The 18,493-nt window shown below is 51.2% G+C and carries 11 protein-coding genes; 6 read left to right on the top strand and 5 right to left on the bottom strand.

Annotation, left to right across the window (positions count from 1 at the left end; all coding sequences use genetic code 11):
- Positions 1-32 precede the first annotated feature (32 nt).
- Both ACZ5PW_RS16070 and ACZ5PW_RS16065 read left to right on the top strand, forming a co-directional pair.
- On the top strand, positions 33-3,062 hold the full coding sequence (locus ACZ5PW_RS16070) for an HD domain-containing phosphohydrolase (RefSeq protein ID WP_464555535.1): 3,030 nt from the start codon (positions 33-35) through the stop codon (positions 3,060-3,062).
- Positions 3,063-3,085: 23 nt separating this feature from the next.
- Entirely contained in the window at positions 3,086-3,484 is a 399-nt protein-coding gene (locus ACZ5PW_RS16065) for a bacteriohemerythrin (protein WP_464560441.1), read from the top strand.
- A 91-nt stretch (positions 3,485-3,575) separates the two neighbouring features.
- Here the strand turns inward: ACZ5PW_RS16065 and ACZ5PW_RS16060 are convergent, their stop codons facing one another.
- Complete coding sequence (locus ACZ5PW_RS16060; protein ID WP_464555532.1) at positions 3,576-4,832, bottom strand: OprD family outer membrane porin; 1,257 nt, start codon at positions 4,830-4,832, stop codon at positions 3,576-3,578.
- A gap of 304 nt (positions 4,833-5,136) precedes the next feature.
- Between ACZ5PW_RS16060 and ACZ5PW_RS16055 the strand changes: the two genes are divergently transcribed.
- The 3 genes from ACZ5PW_RS16055 to ACZ5PW_RS16045 all read left to right on the top strand — a co-directional run bounded on the left by ACZ5PW_RS16055 (position 5,137) and on the right by ACZ5PW_RS16045 (position 11,166).
- Positions 5,137-7,314, top strand: a complete 2,178-nt coding sequence (locus ACZ5PW_RS16055) for a PTS sugar transporter subunit IIC/EAL domain-containing protein (protein WP_464555530.1) — start codon at positions 5,137-5,139, stop codon at positions 7,312-7,314.
- A 339-nt stretch (positions 7,315-7,653) separates the two neighbouring features.
- Complete coding sequence (locus tag ACZ5PW_RS16050; RefSeq protein WP_464555528.1) at positions 7,654-9,309, top strand: alpha-keto acid decarboxylase family protein; 1,656 nt, start codon at positions 7,654-7,656, stop codon at positions 9,307-9,309.
- A gap of 99 nt (positions 9,310-9,408) precedes the next feature.
- Positions 9,409-11,166: a methyl-accepting chemotaxis protein gene (locus tag ACZ5PW_RS16045; RefSeq protein WP_464555526.1), complete on the top strand. Its 1,758-nt coding sequence runs from the start codon at positions 9,409-9,411 to the stop codon at positions 11,164-11,166.
- A gap of 151 nt (positions 11,167-11,317) precedes the next feature.
- Here the strand turns inward: ACZ5PW_RS16045 and ACZ5PW_RS16040 are convergent, their stop codons facing one another.
- Positions 11,318-12,154 carry a hypothetical protein gene (locus tag ACZ5PW_RS16040; protein ID WP_464555524.1) on the bottom strand — a complete coding sequence of 279 codons (837 nt, stop codon included), beginning with the start codon at positions 12,152-12,154 and terminating at the stop codon, positions 11,318-11,320.
- Between the two features lie 135 nt (positions 12,155-12,289).
- Between ACZ5PW_RS16040 and ACZ5PW_RS16035 the strand changes: the two genes are divergently transcribed.
- Complete coding sequence (locus tag ACZ5PW_RS16035; protein ID WP_464555522.1) at positions 12,290-13,027, top strand: complement resistance protein TraT; 738 nt, start codon at positions 12,290-12,292, stop codon at positions 13,025-13,027.
- Between the two features lie 354 nt (positions 13,028-13,381).
- Here the strand turns inward: ACZ5PW_RS16035 and ACZ5PW_RS16030 are convergent, their stop codons facing one another.
- From ACZ5PW_RS16030 to ACZ5PW_RS16020, 3 genes are all read right to left on the bottom strand, one after another.
- Positions 13,382-15,346 (bottom strand): PEP/pyruvate-binding domain-containing protein, encoded by a 1,965-nt coding sequence (locus ACZ5PW_RS16030; RefSeq protein ID WP_464555520.1) that lies wholly within the window; start codon positions 15,344-15,346, stop codon positions 13,382-13,384.
- A gap of 200 nt (positions 15,347-15,546) precedes the next feature.
- Positions 15,547-17,514 (bottom strand): ATP-binding protein, encoded by a 1,968-nt coding sequence (locus ACZ5PW_RS16025; RefSeq protein ID WP_464555519.1) that lies wholly within the window; start codon positions 17,512-17,514, stop codon positions 15,547-15,549.
- Positions 17,511-18,473: a phosphate/phosphite/phosphonate ABC transporter substrate-binding protein gene (locus ACZ5PW_RS16020; protein ID WP_464560439.1), complete on the bottom strand. Its 963-nt coding sequence runs from the start codon at positions 18,471-18,473 to the stop codon at positions 17,511-17,513. Before ACZ5PW_RS16020 ends, ACZ5PW_RS16025 begins: the two co-directional genes overlap by 4 nt.
- Positions 18,474-18,493 lie beyond the last annotated feature (20 nt).

Raw genomic sequence — 18,493 nt, 5'->3', positions numbered from 1 at the left:
TAACCTGTATTCCTGACCCTAAGTGCTACCTTATGAGCAAAAAAAGATTTTCCATCGCTTTTCTGGTTACTTCAATGCTGGCAGGTACCTGTCTGCTTTTGACTCTTACTATCCTTGCAATCGTCAAGAGTGAATCCAATGAAGCGGCAATTGAATCCGCCGAGGATTTTTTTCAGGAAATAACCCAGAAAACGGAAGCCCGCCTTGAGGCATTCATTGAGCCTGTTGCGGCCCTGACTGATATTGCGTCTTCCGCAGTAGACAGTAATATAACTACTTCCTCCACAAAAAGTCTGCAGAATAATTTCCGGGCCTTGAGAGCGGTTCTTGATGCTGATGAGGAAACCATGTCCGCTTACATCGGTTATGATGACGGAGCGTTTTATCAGGTGATAAAGGTGCGCGGGAATGAGTATATTCTGGAGAAGTATGATTCGCCGCTGAACTCTGCCTATATTGACCGTTCCATATGCTGTGACGGAAACCATGAGCGTAAGGAGGTCTGGCGTTTCTTTGATTCCGGGCTGAAGATGCTTGGAACCCGTGTGAAGACCGCCGAATACGACCCGAGGGTCAGGCCATGGTTTAAGTCCGCATCCGGAACGGAAAAATGTGTTTTCACCCCGCCTTATGTTTTCAGCAGTTCCCGCCTGCCGGGGGTAACCTGCGCCAGAACGCTGGCGGATGGCGGTGGTGTGTTCGGTATGGATATCAGCATGGCCCGTATCGGGGAAATGCTTTCCGAGCAGAAGCTTACCGCCAATGGAAAGATCTGGGTGGTTGATTCCGGTAACAGGCTGATCTCCTGCCCCGGTGAAGGATGGAAAGGCGTGGATGGACCTGATAGCGGGTTTATTGATGCCGGAAAGTCCGCAGACCCTGTTGTCAGTAAAGTGGCTGATTTTTCGGGTAAACCTGAGAAGTGCAGTCCGTCCTGCCCTTTTTTTGTTGAGGTTGACGGTGAGCCTTTCATGGCCAGCCTCACCCCCATGCCCCTGGATTCAGGCCTGCCTCTGGTGATTGCCGCCGCTGCCCCGGTAAGTGATATTACCGGGCATATTTCGCGTATGTCTTTGCGGATTCTGGTCGGTTCCCTAATTATCATGTCCATTCTTACCATGATCTCATTTTATCTGGGCCGCAGGGCTTCCGGAGCATTGAAGGCACTGGTGCGCGAGGCCCGTAAAGTCCAGCAGTTCGACTTCTCTCCGTCAACACCGGTCGACAGCAATATACTGGAGCTGCATGAGCTTGGCGGGGCCTGTGAAGTTATGAAGTCAACCATCAGCGAGAAGACTGAAAGCCTTGTCATCACACAGGGCCGTCTGAAAAAACTGGTGGACGGCGGGCTGGCCCTTTCCGGAGAAAAGAAAATGGGCCGTCTGGTGCAGCTGATATTCGAATCTGCCCGGGACCTGCTTAAGGCGGACGGGGGAGTTCTTTATCTCAAAAACGGAAATAAACTGGGCGTTGAGCTCATCTCGCTCAACTCTTCAAGTACCGTGCTCGGAGGGCTTTCCGAGAATCCGGTTCCCCGGGTTATGGTCATCCCCGGCATTGCCGATTTTCTGGCTCCTGACTCATTGTTGCGCCCTGCGTGCGAGGCTTATACATCAGGCCGTGTTATCACCGATTCGGGAGTATCCTACTCGCTTTTCCCCACCGGGATGGAGCGGGAGCACGGTCATGTCACGGTCAATTCCCTCATATCCGTTCCCATAATAAGCCGCGGCGATGAACTGCTCGGGGTTATTCAGTTATTCAATCCCGGCGTGGAGGAAATTCAGAATGTGGAGGATAACACGGATACAGGTATGCAGGGGCTTCTCGGGTCACTCATGGCACAGGCCGCTGTGGGGCTGGATAACCATTATCTGGTAAACTCCCTTGAAGAGCTTCTGGATTCATTAATCAGGGTGATTGCTTCTTCCATTGACGCCAAGTCTCCTTATACCGCCGGGCACTGCACCCGTGTTCCGCAGCTTGCCGAGATGCTGGCCGAAGCAGTCCACAGGACGGATGAAGGCTCTCTGGCGGATTTCAGGCTTGATTCTGAAGATGAACGGAGACAGATGTGGCTTGCCGGATGGCTGCATGACTGCGGAAAGGTTATCACTCCTGAATATGTTGTGGACAAGGGAACAAAACTTGAAACCATCTATGACCGGATTCACGAAGTCCGTATGCGTTTCGAGGTCATGCGCCGGGATGTGGAGATCGATTTTTACCGGAAACTTCAGGCAGGCGGTGATGAGGAAATACTGCGCCGGGAAATGGAAGAAGAGATCAGGCGCCTCGAAGATGATTTTGAGTTTATCGCGGAATGCAACAACGGCAGCGAATACCTGTCCGGTCACAAAATGGCGCGGATTCGTGAAATTGCGGAACGCACATGGCTCCGCCACTTCGACAGCAGAGCGGGAGTCGGCCACATAGAGCTTGCCCGTATGGATGAAGATTCCGGCGGCGCTCTTCCGGTGGAGGAGAAGCTTCTCGCGGATAAGGCCGAGCATATTATTCCCCGTTCCAAATCCTACGATCATTTGAAAGATATCCACGGCAATCCCATACAAGTGCCTGAAAACGAATACAACCGCGGTGAGATATACAATTTGTGCACTACACAGGGAACCCTGACCGCTGAAGAGCGGTTCAAGATCAACGAGCATACCCTGAGCGGTCTTGAGATGCTCAGACAGATTCCTTTTCCTGAACGGTTCAGCAGAGTTCCGGAAATTGCGGCCGGGCATCACGAGCATCTGAACGGAAAAGGATATCCGTTGAAAAGGGACCGCAGTTCTCTTTCGGTTGAATCCCGCATTCTGGCGATTGCGGATGTTTTTGAAGCACTTACCGCTTCAGACCGTCCTTACAAGAAATCCAAAACCCTGTCGCAGGCTTTGAGGATCATGACTTATATGTGCAAGGATGAGCAGATTGACTCCGAGATTTTCGACATATTCCTCAAAGAAGGTATATACAGAAAGTACGCGCAGGAATTTCTAAGTCCGGAGCAGATTGATGTGGAGGATATCACCCCCTACCTGAATCAAAAGGATTAACTCAAGGAGGAAAGATTGTGAATATGCTTGAGTGGAACGATTCCCTGTCCGTGCATGTGGAGGAAATAGACGATCAGCACAAGCACCTTGTAGGCATCATCAACAATATCTACGACCTGATGACCAACAGTGCTGACGGTGAAGAGCAGGTTCTTGAAATTATAGCGGATATGCGTATCTACGCGGTGGAGCACTTCTCCACCGAAGAACGTTACATGGATATGTTTGAATATCCTGATGCCCCTGTGCATAAAAATGAGCATCGGCTCTTCATGGACAAAGTCAGTGAAGTTGAAGAAGGATGCAGAAACGGAAGCATGCCGATCTCCATGGATATTCTGAATTTCCTGAGTGACTGGCTGGTTACCCACATAAGTGACACAGACCGCAAAATGGGCGAATTTCTGAAAAGCGTGACCTGACAGCCGCTTGGAATCGGCCGCATAAAAGCAGAAGCCCTCGATATCGGGATGATATCGAGGGCCTTGTTAATCCAATTTCAGTCAATACAGTCTAAAAATCATACTGCAGCCTTACACGGACCTGCGCCACGTCCCTGCCGCCCATGGAGCGGTCGGCGTCCTGATATTCCCAGCGGTTGAGCAGGGAGAGACCTTCCAGATATTCTCCGAAATCATAGCTCAGGTTGAGGTTGTATTCGTTGCGGTCGTATGATGCGTTCTTTCCGGTATCGGGTGTGTCACCGAATCCGGCCTTGAAATTTGCGGAGAACCCTTCAATGCCGATCGTGCTGAAATCGTAGGTGGCAGCCAGAAACAGAGCCTTTTCCCCGGCCCGGTTGAAGTCGCTGGACATGAGGCTGTTGAAGAAGGGGTTGGCTCCCCAGTCGTAGCGCACATCATCGGTATCATCCACGATGGTTCCGCCTATATCAAGGGTCAGCCCGCTGAAGCTCACTCCCCAGCGAAGCCCGCCCTGAAGCGAATTCATGTTTCCGAGCAGGTTGTCCCCCACATGCTGCTGGCTGATACCCTGAACCTGAACATGTGTCTCGAGCCTTTCACCTATCTGATAGCTGTAGTCGGTCTGGAAGAAGAGAGTGTTGTATAAATCCGGCGCATAGTAGTTCCAGACCCTGAATCCCAGAGCATCCGTGGGACTCCAGTCCGCCCCGAGCATGATCAGACCGTTGTTTTCATTGGAAATTCCGGCAGCCTGAGTCATGCTGATGAAATCATCTGAGTCACGCTTTTTTATCTTGTCCACCCATGCGGCCCTGAGAACCAGATTTTCGATATCCCTTGATTCCAGTCCGTAAGCCTCAAAAGTGTTGGGCAGAATACGTGAATCATTACCGTTGACGATTGGAGTCTCCATACGCTGACGGAACAGTCTGGCTTCGGTTTTGCCGTAACGGGCCTTGAAATAAGCCTCACCGACCACCGCGAAGCCGTGGTTTTTATCATTGAGCAGTCCGCCACCTGCGTAGCGCTCCCGGTTGAGTCCGTCAAAAAGGGGCGCGGCCAGAAATCCGTTTACGACACCTCCGAAATGGTCCGCCAACCAGGGAGTTTCATACCTCAGCTGACCGCCTATGGCGAAGCTTTCTTTGGTGCGGTCAAAGGAATCACCCTCGGGGCTTTCCTCCTGCAGAAAGTAGAACATCCTGACCTGTCCGGATATTCTGCCGTATTTCCATTCTTCGGATTCTTCTTCCCCGTCCCCGGCAGCAAAGCAGGGAAGGGCGCTAAACAGAATCGAAAATATGAGCAGAATTAATAAGCAGGGTCTTAGCTGTTTGAGGTCCATGAAGTATCTCCGGCTTTATGAATTTATTAGCTGATAAATAAACTTCTATAGTTTGCAATGGGAAAATGTTCAATGATGAATGTTTATTTACGATTAAAATCGGGCAAAATTCCGTAAAGGTCACATGGTTGTTAAGTTTATGGTGTATGAATCCCCGATCAACCTTTTTTTATGTGAGATATTAATCGGTTTAAAAAAGATTTGCTTATTGTGTAACTTTGGGCGTAATAAAAAGTAAAGTTCAGTCAGTATGTTGCAGCTTGCGAAGCTGTTATTTTGAGAATATTCTTACGGGAAAAGTCCGATGGTTTCTGGCAGCTTTGATTCGAAAATTGAATATCTGAACACCGCTTTTGAAAAAATAGGAAGCTGCTTTTTTTTCAAGGCCATGCGCAGGGCATTGCTCCTTGTCTTTCCCCTTACAATTGTAGGGGCCGTTGCGCTGTGCACTGTGAATTTCCCCATGGATGCTGTCCAGAACCTGATTTACGGAGAAACCAGAGAACTGCTGCAGATAGTGGTGGACGGCAGTTTCGGAATCGCCGCATTCGCCATACTGTGCAGCATGAGCTATTGTCTGGGCGAAATGTACAACAGCGAGGATGAAAAGGCTTATATCCATCCATTTCTATATGTTGTGGTTGCCATGAGCTGCTTCTTCATACTTGTTGGCAGCACCAAGATAAGTTCTTTTACAGAAATAGCCTCCCTTTCCAACTCCATGCTTGAGGCGGTCTTTTCCGCCGCTGTTTCCAGCTGGCTGCTCAGCCGCGTGGTCAGGAAACGTTTCAGAATTCAGGTGGCCGGTACGGGGTATGACCTGTTTTCCATGGAGGTTTTCTCTGTGGTCCCGGCAGCGACAATTGTCATCGCGCTTTTTGCCGGACTCAGGTTCGGTGTGCACCTGACGGGTTACGGCTCGTTCCATGATCTGACCGAACACCTGATTCTGTTCGCATTCTCCTTTGCCGAAGGGGATTTTCTGACCGGATTATTATATGTGCTGCTCAGCCAGCTGCTCTGGTTTTTCGGGGCGCACGGGCCGAATGTGCTGGAAAGTATAAGGTCTAATGTGCTGGAGCCCAACATCCTGTCCAACATGGCTGCCGAAACCATGGGAGGTCAGGGGCATGTCCTCACCAAAGGGTTCATAGACGCTTTCACTGTTCTCGGCGGTTCCGGGTTCACGCTTTCCCTTGTCATAGCCATACTTCTCTGCAGCCGTAACCGGAGGACAAAGCAGTTTTCAAAGATGGCCTTTCTGGTCTGCCTGTTCAACATCAATGAACCGCTGCTGTTCGGCATCCCCATAATCCTCAATCCCGTTTATTGCATCCCTTTCATTTTCTGTCCGCTCATTGTCTACAGCATTGCCTATGCCGCCAGTGCACTGGGGCTTATTCCTCTGGTCGCCAGTACCTTTCACTGGACCACTCCGGTTTTCATCAGCGGGTATCATGCCGTGGGCGGATGGTCCGGGGTCGCTATGCAGGCTGTGCTGCTCATGGTGGGAGTAGCGGTTTACACGCCTTTCGTAAGAATTTCCGAAAGGCTCCAGAGAGTTCGGTTCAGGGAGGGGCTGGACGATCTGGTAAGGGTGGCCCGTACTTCCATGACCCCCAAGAAGGTCCGTTTCGTCAATCTTCCGGGGATATCCGGTTTTGCCGCCCGGTCCCTCGGCAAAGACCTGCTCAGGGCACTGCGCAAAAATGAACAGCTTTATGTGGTCTTTCAGCCGCAGGTGAATGTACGCTACAATGAAAAAATCGGGGCTGAGGCCCTGCTGCGCTGGGAGCATCCGAGGTACGGATTCATATCTCCCGAAGTGATTGTCTCTCTGGCCGAAGATCTTGAATGCATCGAGGAGTTGAGCTTTTTTGTCCTGCGGGAGGCCTGCAGTCATCTAGAACACTGGAGCGGTTGTCTTGATTTCAAACCGCACGTTTCAGTTAACTTTACTCCCTCGCTGATCACGGAAGAAATGCCAGCCAAGGTGCTGCGCCTTGTGAAAGAGTACAATATTTCTCCCGACTGCCTCGAAATAGAAATTACCGAATCAGAGGCCGTGACCACCCGCCAGTCAACGGTCTTCAGGCTCAATGCCCTGCGCCGGTCAGGGATAAGAATCGCCATTGATGATTTCGGCATGGGACATACTTCTCTGCGCTATCTGCGGGAGATGCCCGTGGATAAGGTCAAGATAGACCGTTCCCTGACCCTTGAATCCTCCCGCGGAGTAAACATGCATATCGTGCACAGCATTCTTGAGCTTTGCCGCAGAATCGATATGCAGGTCATCATAGAAGGCGTGGAGAATGAAAAACAGCTCAAGGCTTTCAACGCAATGGGAGCCGAATATTATCAGGGATACTACTTCAGCAGGCCCGTTTCCGCCGAGGACTGCTTCGCTTTTATCCGGGAATGGTCCGGGCGGGATGAGTCTCCGGATGTTGAGCCTGATAAAGCCCCTTCTGCCTCATAACTCCCCTAAAATACAGATACCCGACACTGCCGGACTGCTGGTAAAGCCCCATCCGTGTAGTGAAGCGTATTTTTCATTAACATAAGGTATTACCGGATTTCACTTCTGTATTATGCTGCAATAAATATTGATAAGCACGTATGTATAGATGTGCTTTTTCAGTACGTTGCGCCTTGCCGTTCTTCTTTTAAGCCCGATGAATCTGATTTCAGCAGCGGATTACTCTCCCAAAATGTTCCATAAAAAACTGAATATCTCGTGGACACGAAGCCGTACGGATGGCAGTATAGTAGGGAATTTTATTATATTGTCCGCTATCATTTCAACGGGAGAAGAATTATGTCCCAGACGGTTATACAGCATCTCTTAGAACGACTTAAAGAGATCGGAATTACTGATATATTCGGGGTCCCCGGAGATTACTCCTTTCCGGTGAACGATGCCTTCTGCAACGATTCCGACTTCAGGTGGATCGGCTGCTGCAACGAGCTCAATGCCGCATACGCCGCGGACGGATATGCCCGTATCAAGGGGAAATCCGCCGTATGCACCACTTACGGAGTAGGGGAACTGAGTGCCATAAACGGCATTGCCGGATGTTACGCCGAGAATCTGCCGGTCTTCCATATTGTGGGGATGCCCAAATGCTCGGTTCTGCAAAACGGCAATCTCATCCACCATTCCCTCGGTAACGGCGAATTTGATCTTTTTCACAGAATGGCCCAGCCCGTTGTCTGCGCCAGCACCATTCTCACCGCTGAAAATACCGTTTCCGAAGTGGAACGCTGCATCAACGCCGCGCTCACCAGAAAACAGCCGGTCTACATAGCGGTTCCCGCTGACGAAGCTCTCAAGAAACTGGGCTGCACCAAGCCCCATAAACTGCCCATGCCGAGCAGCGACAAGGACACCCTTGATACTGTCACTGCCCTGATTCTGGATAAGCTGGAACATTCGAGGAATTGCGTTGCAATGGTCGGGGCGCTTATAGCCCGCTACGAACTCCGGGATCAGATGAGAGAATTCATCGACCGGGCGGGAATACCTTTCACCTCCATGTTTATGGCCAAAGGCACGCTTTCCGAAACCCATCCCTGTTTCATAGGCGTCTACAATGGCCGCATTCTTGACCAGGATGTTCAGCAGGTGGTGGAGGCAAGTGATCTGGTGATCAGTTTCGGGACCATCAGGTCAGATATCAACACCGGAGCTTTTACCGTCAATATCGATCCCCGGCGGGAGATAAAAATTCATCCCGACCGGGTTTGCATCGGACATGCCGTCTATCACAATGTACTGATTGAAGACGTTATGCGTGAGCTTTGCGCCCATATCGGCAATCTGTATCAGGAAATTCCCATGTCCCCCAAAGGTCTCGGTGAACCCGAAGGCGGACCGGACGACAGGATAAGCGCGAAATCCCTCTATCCGCGCATCGAGCGTTTTTTCAAGGATAACGACATCATCATGGGCGAAACCGGGACCGCTTCCATGGGACTGGTCAACGCAAAGCTGCCCAGAGACGCGGTGCTGTTCAATCAGACCCTCTGGGGTTCCATCGGCTGGGCGACTCCCGCCGCATTCGGGGCGGCAATGGCCGCGCCGCAGCGGCGCATGCTGCTCATAACCGGTGAAGGCTCGCATCAGATGACCGTGCAGGAAATTTCACAGTTCGCAAGGTTCGGGCTCAAACCTGTGATTATCTGCCTGAACAATGACGGCTACCTCATCGAAAGACTGCTCTGCGAAGATCCGTACATCTATTACAACGACCTTGCCCAATGGAATTACAGCAGGCTGCCGCAGGCCTTTGGAATGGATGACTGGTACAGCAGAAGAGTGACCACCAACCGGGAACTGGACGAAGCTCTGGAAGTGGCTTCAGGCGGTGAAAAGGGGTGCTACATAGAGGTGCTGACCGGGATGATGGAAGCCCCTGAAATGGCTCAGAAGCTGAACGAAATAGTGGTGAAGGGGCCGGGCTGGAAAGCCTGATGAATTTAACCTGTAATTATTCAGTGAGCTTGAACATGGGTCTTGCGCTAAGAAGATTGGCGCAATGTGTTTTGTTGGAAAATATAAAGGAGAGTGGATATGCTTAAGAATTTAAATATTCGTACCAAACTTTTTTTGATTCTTGGGATTAATATCGCCCTCCTGGTTCTGATGGGAATTGCCGCAAAGATGGGCGCAGGCATTATCAATGATGAAATGGAAGTCATATATGGCCGAGATCTCAGGGGAATGTCTTTTCTTCTTGAGGCCGACCGGGATCTGCATCAGGCTCTGGTTGCCGAGAGAACAATGTTCATCGCCAAGCCCGGCACAGAGGTTTTCAGCCAGTTGATGGATGACTACACCAGCAATAAGGAGCAGGCCGATACCAGAGTGGGAAAGTTTGCTGATATTTCCGACAGTCCCAGCCAGAAGAAACTGGTTCAGAAATACATGGCTGACCGGAAAAAATGGGATGAAGTCTCTCTGGAGGTTGTGAGGAATCTGCAGGCCGGTAACCATGACGATGCCGTGGTGGAGAGTTCGATAAGGGATGGTATAAAACGGTTTGATGCCATGAGGGATCACATCGATAAGATAACCGGGCAATTGAATGAGCAGGCTGTTGCATCTTATGATCAGGCTGCGGACACTTATTCGAAATTATCTTATTTTCTGTTATTCCTGACTCTTGGCAGTGCTCTGGTGGGATCCTTCTGTACACTGCTTGTCACGAATAATATAACTCATCCTCTTAGGGCTGTGGTTGAGAGTGCCGGGAAACTGGCTTCAGGAAGTTTTCCTGCCCCCATGAAAATGGACCGCAAGGATGAAGTCGGTGTTTTAGCCGATTCATTTGATGATATGAGTTTTACCCTGCAAAGCAATCTTGATGAAATTGCGGTCAAGAGCAGGGAGGCGGAGGAAAAAGCGGAAGCGGCTGAAAAAGCCATGATTGAAGCTGAGGAAGCCCGTGCCGCCGCTGAAAGTGCAAAGAAGGAAGGGATGAATCAGGCCGCTATGCAACTGGAACAGATTGTATCACAGATTGCTTCCGCTTCTGAAGAACTAAATGCCCAGATCCGCGAATCGCAACGCGGGTCCGAAGCTCAGCGTACCCGTACTTCCGAAGCTGCGACTGCAATGGAAGAAATGAACGCCACGGTTCTAGAGGTTGCCGCCAATGCTTCCAGCGCTGCAGAGAATGCCAGAAATGCCCACGAACAGGCTCAGGAAGGTGGAAATAAAGTTCAAAGTGTTGCGGAATCCATTGAAGAGCTTAATGAGGAATCCAAAAGACTGCAAAAAGAGATGCAGGAACTGGGCGAACATGCCGAATCTATCGGTAAGATAATGGAAGTGATCAGCGATATTGCCGACCAGACAAACCTGCTGGCTCTGAATGCTGCAATTGAGGCAGCAAGGGCCGGTGAAGCCGGGCGCGGCTTTGCCGTTGTAGCCGATGAAGTACGCAAGCTGGCGGAGAAAACAATGACTGCCACTCAGGAAGTTGGAAATGCCATCAACGCCATTCAGGGCAGTGCCCGCAACAGTATCCGTTCGATGGACAGGAATACTGAAATGGTTGTAGGCAGCACGGAGCTGAGTCGTGAGGCAGGGCTGTTTCTGACAAAAATTCAGACATTTGTGGATGAAACAGCCGATCAGGTGCGTGCCATCGCAACCGCAGCCGAACAGCAGTCAGCTTCTTCTGAAGAAATCAACCGCTCCACTGAAGAGATCAACACCATTTCGGCGGATATTGCCGAGGCCATGGACCAGTCCGCGCAGGCCATGGATGATATGGCTCAACTTTCGGATGAATTACGAATGTTGATAGATGAGCTTAAGCAATAGCAGTGTTTGTTGAACATGATTTCAAGTTCAGGAAAAATATTAAAAACAGTTAAAGACAAAGCGGGTGATTTCAGAGAATCACCCGCTTTGTTTTTTAATCAGATAAAGAAATACGCGGAACTGTTTTTATGAGTGCATTACGAAATACGAATCAGTCCCCACCCGCTTTGTTAAATCGTTTGAAGGCATAACCGAGTCCCCTGAGTACCGGCTCGGAAGCTTTGGTATCTTCAAGTATTTCGACACCCTTGTGTGCTTTTGAATTTGTCATTGTGTGGAATTGCTTTTCAAGTTTTGTCTTTGGGGGACCTTTCAATTTTTTAATCAGCAGGTCCAGAGCATATCTTCCCTGTTGGTCAATAGATTTGGCGTAAGCCTCCAATTCCCTGTAGAGCCTTTCCCTGTCTCTAATATTCGAAAGGTCAATATTGTTTTGACGGCTGATTTCCAATATTTTCCGGTAATGAGGATTTGTCTCGTCCAATTCAGCGGAACCTGAATTCATTCTCTGCCGGATAGAATCCTCAAATCCATAACTTGAACCCAACTCATCGTAATTAAGTCCAAGCATATTGGATAATCCGTTCTTCATCATGTTCAGGAACCCCTGATTCTGCAGGTCCTCTGATGCATACTTCTGGCCATTCATGGTCAACTGAGCCATGCGCGCTTTGGCATACTCCTTACTGGGAGCTGATGAACCAATGGAGCTTGCGGAGCTACCCACGCATATTTTCAATGTTTCCCGATAATTTGAGCAGCTTCTTTCGAGCTTCTGTATGCTTTCCCTGTTGGCTCTGGATATCAGGTCCATGTTTTTACGGCATTTATTTTCCAGATGGTTCCGAGCTTTTGCATAACAGGAAGCTCCCCTGTTGGCGCATATATTTTGAACAACCTGTTCCCCGTATTCGGTCAGGCAGTATGCGTTGGTGGAGCAGAAAATTGAGATAACAATAATTATCAGAAAGGGAGTTTTCTTTAACATCTGGAGTGCGTCTATCCGGTCTAGTGTGAAGATGATTGCAAAAAAGCATGTTATTTAGTGTGTATATAATGGTTGGCACTTGACCATAATAATACTGTGATGTAAAGAGTTCCAAAAAATAAAAAGGGGACCTGTATGAATTGTTTTAAAAGGCTGTTATTAGTTTGTATTGTTTTTTCGCTTGTAGGGTGCGGTGCTGCCAGAACTGCCATCCAGAAAAAGGACTTGAATGTTGAGACCAAGATGTCTGCTGCTGTAGTGCTTGAGCCTCTTTCTCCTTCTGAAAGGATTGCATATGTCAGAGTCCGTGATGCTAGCGGAAACTCTTTGCGCCGCGGAATGATGAACACTCTGAAAAGCCAGCTTCAGGCGGAAGGGATTAAGATTACGAATGATCCTAAAAAAGCAAACCTGATGCTGCATGCAACTATTCTTCAGGCGGGCAAGTCTACAAAAGAGGAAGCATATTCTTCCCTCAGATCCGGATTCGGCGGTGCCCTTGCCGGAGCAGGAACAGCTGCTGTTCTCGGAGCAAATGCATACGGAGTGGGAGCAGCAGGTCTGGGTGGAGCGGCACTCGGTTTTCTGGCTGACACAATGGTTCAGGACGTATACTACACCTTTGTTGTAGACGTTGAGTTGAGGGAAAGACCTCTTGCCGGCGACCAGTACGCCAACAGTGCTGATACTGTGGCAAAATCAGGAACCAGCACTATAGTTAACAGCAGTGTTGTCCGTGGTGAAAATTATAAATGGATTATTTATAAAACAAGAATTGTAACTGTAGCGAATCAGGTGAACCTGGAACTCAACGAAGCTCTGCCTGTAGTGCAGAAGAAGACTTCCTACAGCATTGCTGAGTGCCTGCTTTAGATACAGCGATTTTAATATAGCGGATTTATTTCCGGTCATTTAAAAAGAGTAAGTCGGACCAGACGGTTCAGCTTACTCTTTTTAATTTTAATCAATCAGGGATTCCAAAGGGGCTTAGCTCCTTTGGCCGCCGGAGGCGAAATCTTTTGTCAAAAGCGCGCAGCGCATCAAATTCCTCTTACTGGGATTCAGGACCGCTCCCGAGAGGAAATCCCGGCAGTTTCCCGAAACTTCACCTGATTTTTTTTGAAATCAATCAGGGATTCCAAAGGGGCTTAGCTCCTTTGGCCGCCGGAGGCGAAATCTTTTGTCAAAAGCGCGCAGCGCATCAAATTCCCCGGCAGGGCCGCAAAATTATCCGAGCCCGGTGGTGAAGCGTATTGCTTCTTCTTCGGCCATTTCGAGATCTTCGCAGATGGGATGGTGCGTGGCGATATGCGCGGTTACGTGCCCGATGGTTGCCAGCAGCCTCTGGATTTCGGTTTCCCGTGCCGGACCGTGCCTTGCTTCGATGAAATCTCCCTGACTGGTGACTTCGAACCCCTGCGGCCTGAGGGCGGTTCTGATAAATTTGACGCGCGCTATGCGCTGCTCGGCTGTCCCGCTTCCGCCTTTGAAGCGGAAATGGATGTGGTTCCTGCTGTTATCAGGGTCGCTCACCGCGTCCACTTCGGTGAGATCCTTCTCTGATTTCAGGGTCACGTTCATGTAGGTTCTCGAAAGAATGGCATAACCCTCAATGGCGTTCTGCTCATTCCAGCCGGGCCTTTCCGCGCCAAGCCCGAACCAGAGCGCCCACATGGGGGCCGACTCGATATCATCGGGCGAGATATCAAGCTTACCAGCGGCAGTGGTGAAAAGCGCGTCCGCAAGGTTCAGAACCGTGAGCGAAATGGGCTGGCGGGCCTTGAGGTACTTGGCTCCGTCCAGTCCAAGACCCTTTTTGCTGACCAGTGAAAACATCTCCTCGATTCCCTTCTCGTTCGCAAAGCGCACCAGATCATAAATGGAACGGCTCTTTTCCGGCAGAAACATTTCGGTGTTCCTTGGCGAAATATTCAGTCCGGCAATGAAGGGAAGGGCGCGTTTGATGCGGTTCAGTTCCTTCATGGCCACCGGAGGATGCGGCAGAACCGAGGTAATCATCACCCGGTTGCGCAGATCGGTGATCCAGCCGCACTTCTGGGGAACCTCGAAAAGCTCATCGGCCTGCCTGCCGAGCGAGGCGATGGTTTTTATGGAATGGGCGGAAAGGGGCGATGGGTCGGGTTTTTCCAGCACACGCTGCTTGGAGCGTCTGGAAACCAGAATCGTGTCCCCGGTTTTGGTGCACAGGATGGCCGAACACCCGGTTTCCCGGTCCTTGGGCGGGAGTTCCGCTTCGGTTTCGTGCTGCATCTCAATGAACCCGCTGAGATGTACATCTTTCAACGGCTGGATGAGTACGGCCAGAGGCGATTCACGGTCGGCATAACCGGATTCAATGCGCGCCTTGATGGAGGCCGGGGAAAATTTGCACAGGGCGGCTTTCTTCCATGACTCGACTATGTCCTGAGCGGGAACGGGATAGAGGGTGCATTTATTCTTGGGCAGGGGATGAATGCTGCCTTCGGGAGTGACCCCGGCGGAAACAGTCAGGTTGCCGCTGCCGCGCGATGCTTCAAGGGCGGCGATCTCGATCTCGTTGGCGATCACGGCAGGCATGGTTCCCTGCACGAAAATATCCCTAATCTTGGCGGAAACTATTTCAAGATCGGCAATATCAAGGGAGACCACCGATTCAAGAATCGTATCAATGGCGATGCGCAGGTTGTTGGCCTCGATGAAATAATTGTAGACGTCCGTGGTGATGACCATGCCGTCCAGAACCGGGACCCGGTCCTTTTTGAGCCGGGCAAGGTTCACTGCGTAGGCTCCGGCCTTTGCTTCGTAGTCCAGCGAATCTTCAAGGGAGAAGGTGAAGGGCTTGGATATTTCCGGGTCCGGCACGGTTACCGCCATGCGCAGGTAGAAGTTGATCTTGTTGTAATAGTCCATGATATCCATGAACCGGACCGGATTCATTTCCTGCAGCTGTTCGAGCATGGCCCGGGCCTTGAGGCCGAGGTCCGCGGAAATTTTCTCGATGTGCGCCCAGTCGGTGCGGCTCTGTCCGAAACCGATATCCTCTATGCGGGCGATGATGTTCAGGCACTCCTCTTCAAGTTCCATGAGCTTCTTGAAGGAGTTGTAACGGCGGCGGAGTAATCGTCCCGGCGGAAAGGTCTCGTAGGTCCAGTGATCGAAAACGTGGCGGAATTTCATGTCGTGTCTTTTCATCCTCGCCGTCAGTTACCGCCGGCGGCTCTAGGGAGATTTTTGAAATGAACTGATCCGGATTCCGGAGGCTGGAGGCCATAATCCATGCCTGATTCCCCGAATGCAGGTCTGCCGGAGCAGTTCCTGCGGGGCGGGACAATTTCAGGTCTGTGGAATCCTTATCCTGATTAACTATCTGAATTTAGCACATTAAACTGTATTTAAGGAAGGGGTGGAGAAACGGAAATGTTGCCTTTTCCGCAAATCTCTTCATCCTCGGAAGCTTCATCCAGCGGCAGGACCACAGTGAACATGGTTCCCGGGCCGGAATCCTCGGGCAGGCCGAATTCATGAAGTACCGGGACCGGAAGAGGGCTTATCACTTCGATGGTTCCGCCGTGGTCCTTGATGATTCCGAATGAAACCGAAAGGCCAAGCCCCGTTCCCTTGCCCACCGGCTTGGTGGAAAAGAAGGGATCGAAGATGGTGTTGAGATCCTTCTGCTTCACCCCGTGCCCGGTATCGGCAAATATGGCAGTGATGGTCATGGCCGAGGTGTCCAGACGGGTGGAGATATGGATGCCGCCTTTTCCGGTCTGACTGCTGCGTACGGCTTCCATGGCGTTGGAAAGCAGATTCAGCCAGACCTGTTTCAGTTTCTCCGGGTCCCCGTGGATGATGGGGAAACGGTCGTCAAGAGAGGTTGAAATATCGATCTGCTCCATCTTGAAAGTATGGCTGACCAGCTGCACCACTTCCATGATGGAGTTGTTGAAACACATGGTAATCTTTTCGCTCTCGGTCTGGCGGGAGAAACCGAGCAGGTCGGCCACGATCTTGCGGCAGACACGGGCCTGCTTTTCAATAATCTCCAGATCCTTGAAAATCTGATCCTCTGGCTTGAAGTCGTCCTGGAGGAGCTGGGCGTAACCGAGGATAATCCCCAGCGGCGTGTTGATCTCATGAGCCACGCCACCTGCCAGCTTACCCACGGATTCCATCTTCTGGGACTGGATGAGCTGCGCCTGATAGCTTTTGAGTTCCGTGATATCCCGGGCCGTGGAAAGAACGCCTATGATACGGTTGTTTTCCCCGTAAACCGGAACCCTGATGGTGTGGAACCAGCGGGCCGGAGTGTCGGAGTCTCCGTCTTCACGGGTTTCCTTGTTGATGGTGCGTCCGGTATTGAGGACCAGTCTGGCCTCTTCGCTTCGCAGTTTGGCGGTCTGCGGCGGGTAGAGATCTTCATCGGTGCAGCCGAGGATATCTTCCTCGGTGCGCCCGAGGTGCTCGGCAAAGGGCTTGTTCACCGCAAGGTAGGTCAGCTGCGGGCTGAGCAGCGATACAAAGTCCGGCGAGACATTGATAATGGTTTTGAGCAGTTCCTTCTGGCGGGTCAGGTCCGTTTCCGTGATCTGCAGGTCCTCGATGTGGCATTCAAGGGACATGGCCATCGCGTCAAAAGTTTCGGTGAGCTGCTGGATTTCATCACCCTTGCTGAAGCCACGCATGAACTCACCGTTGGAGTCCGGGGTGTCACTCTGTTCAGCGGGGCCGAGATGGGTGCGCACAATATCACGCGCGTGTTTCCTGAGCGCGCCCAGTTGAAGGGTCAGCGTGCGCGCGAAATGGGTGGAAACAACAACTGCCAGAAGCAGAACCGCTCCGGTCAGCGCGCAGATGGCGAAGATCAGGTTCTGGACCACGGAATGGATGCCCGAACGGGAAAGCCCCAGGCGCACCGTGCCCAGACGTTTCTCGCTGATGAATATGGGGGCGGCGAAGTCGAAAATGCGTTCCTTTCCGGTATCAACGGTGACAACGTTGATGGAGTGACCGTTCTCCGAGTTGGCGTACTTGAGATTAATGGGGAAGCCGTCACTGAAAGTATTGGCTATCACCCTGTTATGCGGGTCCATGATGAAGGCATAGACTATTTCATCGTCAACTTTCTTAAGCTCGTTGACCATTGATTCCAGACGCAGCAGGTCCATGGAAAGAAGCGGGTCTTCAGCCCTCAGCGCAAGGTTGCCAGAGAGCACTTCACCCCGTTTGCGGGATTGCTCGATAAGTGCGTCCGACGCCATGCGGATAACGAAAATAGTGATGATCAGTGAAGTGAATCCCACGATCAGGGTCAGGCCGAGGTTGATCTTTGTACGGAAGCGCATCCGGTTTAAAAGCTTCATTCTGCTGACCTCCCCGGGCCGCCGTAAAGATTGCGCAGTCCCAGTTCTTCAATAAGGTCCCTGACTGAATCGTAATCGCTGTCCCTTGCCGGGATAATACCCCGCATTCCCGCTCGTTCAAGAATGTTTTTCTGAACCGGATCATCCATTTCAAGCTTGAACATGGCGTAGGAAATCTTGCGCACCACTTCCGGATTAAGGCCCCGTCTGGCCGCGTAGACCCAGCCCGGATAAGCCTTGGTCTCCGCTACGATCTTGATCTTGTCCACGTTGATTTTGTCGCGCACAACGTCAAGGGTTCCCTCACGGATGGAGCCGAAATCATACTTGCCCGCATAAACCGCAAGGGCCACTTTCTCCTGCTTGCCGCCGGGACCGGGTGCAAATGACACTTCCCGGAAATCCGAGGCGGTGATGCCGTTTTCAAGGAACAGGCCCAGTGGATAGAGGTAGCCGCCAGCGGAAAGGGGGTCCACCGCTACCCATGTTTTGCCGATGCAGTCTTTAAGTTTCAGTATGGAGCGGTTATCCTTGCGGGTTATTATCTGGCCCCGGAAAGTGGGGCTGCCCGAAGGTTCAATAATGCGCGCGAAAGCCCTCGCACCGCTCTGGGCGATGCGGATGTAGGTCATGGGATTGGAGAATGAAATATCGATCTCGCCGCTTTCGACCATGCGGCGGTGCTCTTCAAAGGTGTCCGGGAAAACCTGACGGATGGAAAGGCCCGTTGTCCGCGAAAGGTATTCGATCAGCCTGTTGTGACGCTGGTAGGATACTCGGTGCGAATACTGGGGAAGGTATGCGTAAGTGATTGCCGGAGATGGTTCCGGAACACGGATTTCCTCGCGCACGGACATGTCCACGCGCACTACTTTTTCTTCGGGAGCGGAACCGAAAAAATAAAAGGCTACACCGACCAGCAGCAGGACCGCCGGGAGAATGAACTTGAGCTTCTGCATGGTCTCTCCGGTGAGAGCGG

The sequence above is a fragment of the Maridesulfovibrio salinus genome (assembly GCF_055394525.1).
Note: the sequence above shows the minus strand (reverse complement) of the source record. Positions and strands in the feature narration are given on the sequence as shown.